Here is a 6,972-nt window from a genome sequence, read left to right as displayed (position 1 = left end):
CCACCACCACCACCACCACCACCACCACCACCACCATTCCCGCTACCCCCACCAAACCCACCACCGCTCGAATTGCCGCTCGGGCCTGCCGCAGCCCCAAACCCGCCACCGCCGCCTGAAGCCGCGCCGGACGAACCCGACGAACCCGACGACCCAGCGCCAGCGGCACCCGCGCTCGCGCTCGCGCCTGCGCCGCTACCGCGTCCGCCGTTTGGCGCGCAGTTGCCGGCGTTGCCAACACAAGTCTTGAGAAGAAAAACTGAAGCCGCATCGTCAGCTGCCGTTGTCGTGCCGGACTCCGCGCCCGTCGATGCCGTATCGTTCTGTGCAGGTTGCATCGCAGCCGACGCTCCGCTGGCAGGCAGCGGCGCATCGGCTGTGACGATCCACTTCGGAATCACATCGTCCGCGGATGCGGCCTGAACGAACTGGGCCGCCATTAAAGTCCCCGCGCCAACCACGAAGGTTGCCGTACCCCGTATAACATTGTAGTAGTACGTATCGAATGATTTGTTCTTCATCGTACCTCTCCCGAGGAAACGACGACCCCCGCAAGCCGTCATTTCTTATTCACTGCTTGTCGCCTTGTCCCGTTTGTTCGTATTGCACGCGCTGAGCCGTTCGGCGGCGGGCGGAGCTTTTTCGCTCTTCCGGTTCGCGATGCGTGTGCCGTTTTCGACGGCACGTCGCGCGCGACGCTCCCTGCCTGGCATCCCGCTGCCTGCGGCTTCTGATGTGTGCCTGGCGCCTGTTGTCGTTGGCTGTCGGCGCCGGACCGCGTGCGAGCCCCACATAGCCCGGCGGATGCGATGACGCTTCATCCGCCCGACGCGGGATCGACTGTCCTTTCTGCGTGCCGTTGCGTCGTTCGTCGTGACGGCGCGAATTAGCGTTGCCGAGGATTTGTCGATCCCGACGCAACCCCATGCGTGAGCGTCATTTAGCGATAAACATGCCATTGGGCGCGAACGCCCGTCGCACCTGGCATTCGCGTGACGGCTCGGTTGTATGCGCATCGAAACGCACAAAAAACGTTTCGGACCTGAAACGCAGGCCTCGAATGACGCGGTTTTTCGTTTCAGCGCGCGACGATGCGGCGCGGGGACAGGGGATCAGTTGCGGCGCTGAAGCACGCGCAATTCGTCGACGGGGATATGGCAGCGGATGCGATGCGCGTCGCCGGCATCGGCGTAGGGCGGGTCCTGCTGCTCGCAGATCGCGCCCAGCTTGCGCGGACAGCGCGTATGAAACACGCAGCCGGACGGCGGCGCGGCGGGGCTCGGCAGTTCGCCGGCGAGGCGGATGCGCTGCGGCTTCGCGTCGGGAGATGCTTCGCCGTCACGCTGATCGAGCGCGGGCACCGACGACAACAACGCTTCCGTATAAGGATGATGCGGACCGTCGAACACGGCCGACGCGGGCCCGATCTCCAGCAGGCGGCCGACGTACAGCACCGCGATGCGATCGGACAGATAGCGCACGACATTCAGATCGTGCGAGATAAACACATAGCTCACGCTGCGATCGCGCTGCAGATCGGCGAGCAGATTGAGGATCGCGGCCTGCACGGACACGTCGAGCGCAGAGGTCGGTTCGTCGCAAACGACAATGCGCGGATCGCCCGCGAACGCGCGCGCAATCGCGACGCGCTGCTTCAACCCGCCCGACAGTTGCCGTGTGCGCGACGTCAGATAACGGTCGGGCAGCCTGACAGCCTGTGCCAGCGACGCGAGCCTTTCCTCTCGCGCGTCGCCATGCAGCGCGGACAGGCGCGATAAGGCGCGCCCGATCAGCCGTCTGACCGAGTGCGCGCGATTAAGCGCCGAGTCGGGATTCTGGAACACGATCTGCAGCGACTTCACCTGTTCGTCGTTACGGTTCGTGACGCGCGCCGGCAAAGGCGTGCCGTCGAGTTCGATCACGCTGCCCGCATCGGGCGATACGAGGCCGAGCAGCAACTTTGCGAGCGTCGTCTTGCCGCTGCCCGATTCGCCGACGAGACCAAGCGTCTCGCCCTTCGCGAGTTCGAGCGATACATCGTCGACGGCTCGCAGTGCGGCGCCCGCGACGTGGAATGTCTTCGATACGCTTTCCGCGCGCAGCACGGGCGAAGCGTCGCGGGTTTCGTGCGCGTTGCCGGAAGCATGAGCGGGCGCATTGGCGGGTGTCGCGCGCGGCAGTTCCATTGCGCGCTCGTGGTAATGGCAGCGCGACATCTGATCGCCATGCCGCGCGCTCACGCGGTACGGCGGCGGCGCTTCGCGCCGGCAGCGGTCGTCGGCAAGACGGCAGCGCTCGGCATAGATGCAGCCCTGCGCGATGGAACCCGGCTGCGGCAGGCTGCCTGCAATCGTGTCGAGCCGGTCGGTGTCCTTGCTGCGGCCGACCGTCGGCAGACAGCGCAACAGGCCGACCGTGTACGGATGACGCGGCCGCGCAAACACGTCCTGCGTCGCCCCTTCTTCAACGAGCTTGCCAGCGTACAGCACGCCGACGCGCTCGCACATCCTGCCGATCACCGCGAGGTTGTGGCTGATGAACAGCACGGCTGTGTGGAACTCGTCGCGCAGTTGCGCGACGAGATCGAGCACTTCGGCTTCGACAGTGGCGTCGAGACCGGTGGTCGGTTCGTCGAGAATCAGCAGCGCGGGTTTCGACGCGAGCGCCATCGCAATCACGACGCGCTGCTGCATACCGCCCGACAACTGATGCGGATAATTGTCCATCACGCGTTCGGGCTCGGCGATGCGCACCTTGCGCAGCATGTCGGCCGTTTGCTTCAGCGCATCTTCACGAGTCGCGCCGGATGCCTCGAACGCTTCGGCCACCTGGCGCGCGATTGTCAGCGATGGGTTGAGAGCGCGCGACGGGTCCTGATACACCATCGAGATGCGGTTCGCGCGCAGATCGCGCAACGCGGCGGCGTCGAGCGAATGCACTTCCTTGCCCGCAATCGAAATGCGACCCGCCTTTACGCGTCCGTTGCGCGCCAGATAACGCAGCGTCGCCATCGCGACCGTCGACTTGCCGCAGCCCGATTCGCCGACGAGCCCATACGATTCACCGCGCCTGATGCGAAACGACACGTCTTGCAGCACGTCGCGCTCGCGTCCGCGCGTGCGATACGCGACCGTCAGGCCGACGATCGTGAGCGCGTCGGACTGCTCGCTCTTCGACACATCGAAAGCGGGAAACGAAGCGGGCGGTGGCGGAGGAGAAGGGCCGTTCATCCGTCGACGGCTCCTTGCACGGCATCGGCGATCAGGTTCACGCCGACCACCAGCGACGCGATCGCGGCCGCATCGAACACGACGGTCCACCATGCGCCGCCTGCCATCAGCGTGTACGACTCGGAGAGCGCGAGGCCCCAGTCGGCGGACGGCGGCTGGATGCCGAAGCCCAGGAACGACAGCGTGGCGACCGCGAAGATCGCGTAGCCGAGACGCACCGTCGCTTCGACGATGATGGGCGACAACACGTTCGGCAGGATCTCCGCGAACATGATGTAGAACGCGTTCTCGCCGCGCAGTTGGGCAGCGGCGACGTAGTCGAGATGGCGTTCGGCGAACACGGCGGCGCGCACCGTGCGCGCCGTGATGGGCGTGAACGTGATGCCGATCACGAGGATCACCGTGAGGTTCGACGCACCCACGGCGGCCAGAGCGAGCAGCGCGACGATCACGAGCGGGAGCGCGAGCACGGCATCGATCGCGCGTCCGATCACGTTGTCGACCCAGCCGTCGAAGTAGCCGACCGTGAGGCCGAGGGCAGTGCCCGCGAGCGTGCCGAGCAGCGTCGCGAGCGGCGCGATGGTCAGGATGTCGCGCGCGCCGACGATCACACGCGAAAGCACGTCGCGGCCCAGTTGATCGGTGCCGAACCAGTGGCCTGCCGCAGGCGGCGTGAGCGAGTTCAATGGATCGGACGCGTAGGGATCGAGCGGCGCGACCCACGTTCCTGCAATCGCGCAGACGATCCACCACAGCACGATCACGGCGCCGGCGATGAAGGTCGACGAGCGCAGCAGCATGCGCAGCGTGTCGTAGCGCGTGTCTCTAGCGCGCGTCGCGGCGGGTGCGGGTGTGTTCGACGAGGGCGGAGGCGAAGCCATCGTGCTCATTCGGCGCTCCTTACGCGCAAGCGCGGATTGAGCAGCACGTACAGCGCATCGGCGACGAGATTGGCGACCGTGTAGACCACGCCGATGGTCAGCACGCCGCCTTCGAGCATCGGGAAGTCTTTGGCCTTCGCGGCGTTGTAGATCAGCGAGCCGATGCCCTGATAGTGGAACAGCGTCTCCACGACGACCAGTCCGCCGATCATGTAGCCGAGCTGTGTCGCCGCGACGGTGATGGTCGGCAGCAAGGCGTTGCGCAACACATGCCGTCCGATCACGATATGCGGCGGCAATCCCTTGAGGATTGCGGTGCGCGTGTAGTCGGCGTCGAGCGCCTCGACCGTGCCCGCGCGCGCCATCCGTGCGATATAGCCGAAGAACACGAACACGAGCGGCAGGACGGGCAGCACGAGATGCTTCAGTTGCGTGAAGATGCCTGCGTCGGGCGGATACGTTGCGTCGATGGGCAGCCATTGCAGCCACACGCCGAACACGAGTATCAGCACGATCGACGACACGAACTCAGGCACGACGGTAGCTGACAGACCGACGATGCTGATCGTGCGGTCGAGCCAGCGACCTGCGTGCATCGCCGCCCATACGCCGCCCGCGATGCCGAGCGGCACCACCACGATGAACGCCAGAAAGCCGAGCTTCGCCGAGTTCGCCAGCGCACTGCCGACGAATGACGCAACCGGCTCGCGATACGTGTACGACAAGCCCATGTCACCTTGCACGAAGTGGGTGATCCACTGCGTGTATTGCGTAAGAAGAGGACGGTCCGCGCCGAGCTGATGATTGAGCGCGGCAACGGCGCGTGGATCGGCGAGCGGGCCGAGTATCGCGCGGCCGATATCGCCGGGCAGCAACTGGCCGCCCGCGAACACGATCACCGACAGCAGCCACAGCGTGATCAACGACAGCCCGACGCGCGTGCCGATGAAGCGCACGACACGCATCGCGCTGCCGCGTGGGCCACGAGCGACGGAAGCGGAAACCGTGGTGGACATCGATATCCCTTGCTCGCAGCGATGCGCGCAATCAGGCCGCGAGCGTCGCGCGATCGAAATACAGCTGCGCGATTGCCGTGAAGCGCACGCCGTTCAACTGCTTGCGCGCGGCGATCAGCTGGTCGTAGAAGAACGGGAAGATCACGGGCGTCTCGTCGAGCAGCAGCGTCTGGATCTGCGCGGACACTTTCTTCTGCGCGGCGATATCGAGCGCGGCGACGTAATCGGCGACCAGCTTGTCGTACTGCGGGTTCTTGAAGTGCGCGGCGTTCCATGTGCCCGTGCTCGTCAACGGCGCGTTGAGGAACACGTTCGGCACGCCGCGGCTGCCGTAGTCGGTGATGCCGAGCGGCGAATCGAGCCAGTCCGATTTGCCGGGCGTGCCCGAGCCGTAGTACTGCGACTGGCTCTCGACCTTCAGGTTGATGCGGATGCCCACCGCCTTCGCATAGTTCTGCACGACGACGGCGAGGTCGGGAATCTCCATGAACTTCTCGGTCGTGAGCGTCACGTCGAAACCGTTCGGCACGCCCGCCTGCGCGAGCAATTGCTTCGCCTTCGCAACATCGATCTTGCGCTGCGGCACGCCCGCATCCGAAGAGGGAAACACGGGTGCGAACGGGCTGTCGTTACCGACCTGCGCGCGGCCCTTGAAGAGACCCTTGACGATGACGTCGCGATCGAGCGACAGCGCGAGCGCCTGGCGTACGCGCTTGTCCTTGAACTGCGGGCTGTCGACGCGCATGTGAATCTGCCGGTGCGCGCTCGACTTCACGCCGACCACCTTGAACTCGGGGTTGTTGATCAAACCCTGGCCGCCCTGCACGGTGAACGTGGGCATGACGTCGGCCTGATGGCCTTGCAGCGCGAGAATCTGCGCCTGCTGGTCCGCGTAGAAGGTGAACTGCACGCGCTGCGGCAGCGCTTTTTCGCCCCAATAGTCGGGATTGCGCACGAACGACACGCCGACTTTCGCCTGGTACTTCTCAAGCTTGAACGGTCCCGTGCCGATGAAGGTTTTCTCGTAGTTGCCCGCGTAGTTCGCGGGGAGAATCACCGCGTTGTAGTTGTCGGACGAAACGTAGTACGGGAAGTTACCGTTGGGCGCGTCGAGATGAAATGCGACCGTGTGATCGTCGATGACCTTCGTGCCGCCCTTCGACAGCACGCCCTTCAATGTCGAGAGCGCGGCCGATCCGGCGGCGGGATCGGCGAGGCGGTCGAAGGTCGCGGCGACGTCCTTCGCGGTGAAGGGCTGGCCGTCGTGGAACTTCACGTTCTCGCGCAGCTTGAAGGTCCACACGTCGCCCTTGTCGTTCGGCTTCCACGACAGCGCGAGCACGGGCTTGAGCGTCTGTTTTTCGCCGTCGTCGTCGATCAGGAATTCGCCCGTCTGATTGAGCAGGCAGAGGCTCGCGGAGTCGGTGACCGTCATCGGATCGACGGCGCCCGTGGGCGTCAGGTGCGCGACGCGGATCGTCGCGTTCGCGCCCGCCGCGGCTTGCGCACGGGCGCTACGTGGTGCGAGCAGTCCGCCGCCCGCAAGCGACATGCCGATCACGCTCGCATAACGCAGCAGTTCGCGCCGCGTGAGGCGGCCGGCGAGAAATTCGTCGATGGCGTGATTGCCGTGGGCGTTGGCGCTGCGGCGCGCCGCTTCCAGGTCAAGTGATTCTGCCGGGCGAGGCGCAAAACGCGGGTCCGCGGATTTCTTCATCGATGGTGGTCCGATCCGTTCTGTTGGGACGCCACGCGTGCTGTCGCGAGGCGCTGCGGTGGTAGTGCGACGATGATGCGGGTTCAGTGTAAGCGATTGCCTCTGGATTGGGAGGATTCGCGGCCGCG

Annotated in this window: 4 protein-coding genes and 1 pseudogene; all 5 read right to left on the bottom strand. The window is 65.4% G+C overall.

Annotation, left to right across the window (positions count from 1 at the left end; translation table 11 throughout):
* Positions 1-521 (bottom strand): annotated as a pseudogene (locus BLT65_RS47430) (hypothetical protein); the annotation flags it as partial.
* A 591-nt stretch (positions 522-1,112) separates the two neighbouring features.
* Positions 1,113-3,230 (bottom strand): ABC transporter ATP-binding protein, encoded by a 2,118-nt coding sequence (locus BLT65_RS36935; protein ID WP_091787672.1) that lies wholly within the window; start codon positions 3,228-3,230, stop codon positions 1,113-1,115.
* A complete protein-coding gene (locus tag BLT65_RS36930) occupies positions 3,227-4,120 on the bottom strand; it encodes an ABC transporter permease (RefSeq protein WP_091787669.1) in 894 nt (297 codons plus the stop codon). The genes BLT65_RS36935 and BLT65_RS36930 overlap by 4 nt, the downstream gene beginning before the upstream one ends.
* The gene (locus tag BLT65_RS36925) at positions 4,117-5,127 is read right to left on the bottom strand and encodes an ABC transporter permease (RefSeq protein ID WP_091787666.1); all 1,011 of its coding nucleotides are present in this window, start codon (positions 5,125-5,127) and stop codon (positions 4,117-4,119) included. The genes BLT65_RS36930 and BLT65_RS36925 overlap by 4 nt, the downstream gene beginning before the upstream one ends.
* Before the next feature lie 31 nt (positions 5,128-5,158).
* Positions 5,159-6,844 carry an ABC transporter substrate-binding protein gene (locus BLT65_RS36920; protein ID WP_091787663.1) on the bottom strand — a complete coding sequence of 562 codons (1,686 nt, stop codon included), beginning with the start codon at positions 6,842-6,844 and terminating at the stop codon, positions 5,159-5,161.
* Positions 6,845-6,972 lie beyond the last annotated feature (128 nt).

Origin of the sequence: Paraburkholderia steynii, from assembly GCF_900100565.1 — a bacterium.
GTDB lineage: Bacteria > Pseudomonadota > Gammaproteobacteria > Burkholderiales > Burkholderiaceae > Paraburkholderia > Paraburkholderia terrae.
Note: the sequence above shows the minus strand (reverse complement) of the source record. Positions and strands in the feature narration are given on the sequence as shown.

Coding starts and splice junctions, on each gene's coding strand:
- BLT65_RS36920 (WP_091787663.1), bottom strand. CDS start 6,844: ATGAAGAAATCCGCGGACCCGCGTTTTGCGCCTCGCCCGGCAGAATCA.
- BLT65_RS36935 (WP_091787672.1), bottom strand. CDS start 3,230: ATGAACGGCCCTTCTCCTCCGCCACCGCCCGCTTCGTTTCCCGCTTTC.
- BLT65_RS36925 (WP_091787666.1), bottom strand. CDS start 5,127: ATGTCCACCACGGTTTCCGCTTCCGTCGCTCGTGGCCCACGCGGCAGC.
- BLT65_RS36930 (WP_091787669.1), bottom strand. CDS start 4,120: ATGAGCACGATGGCTTCGCCTCCGCCCTCGTCGAACACACCCGCACCC.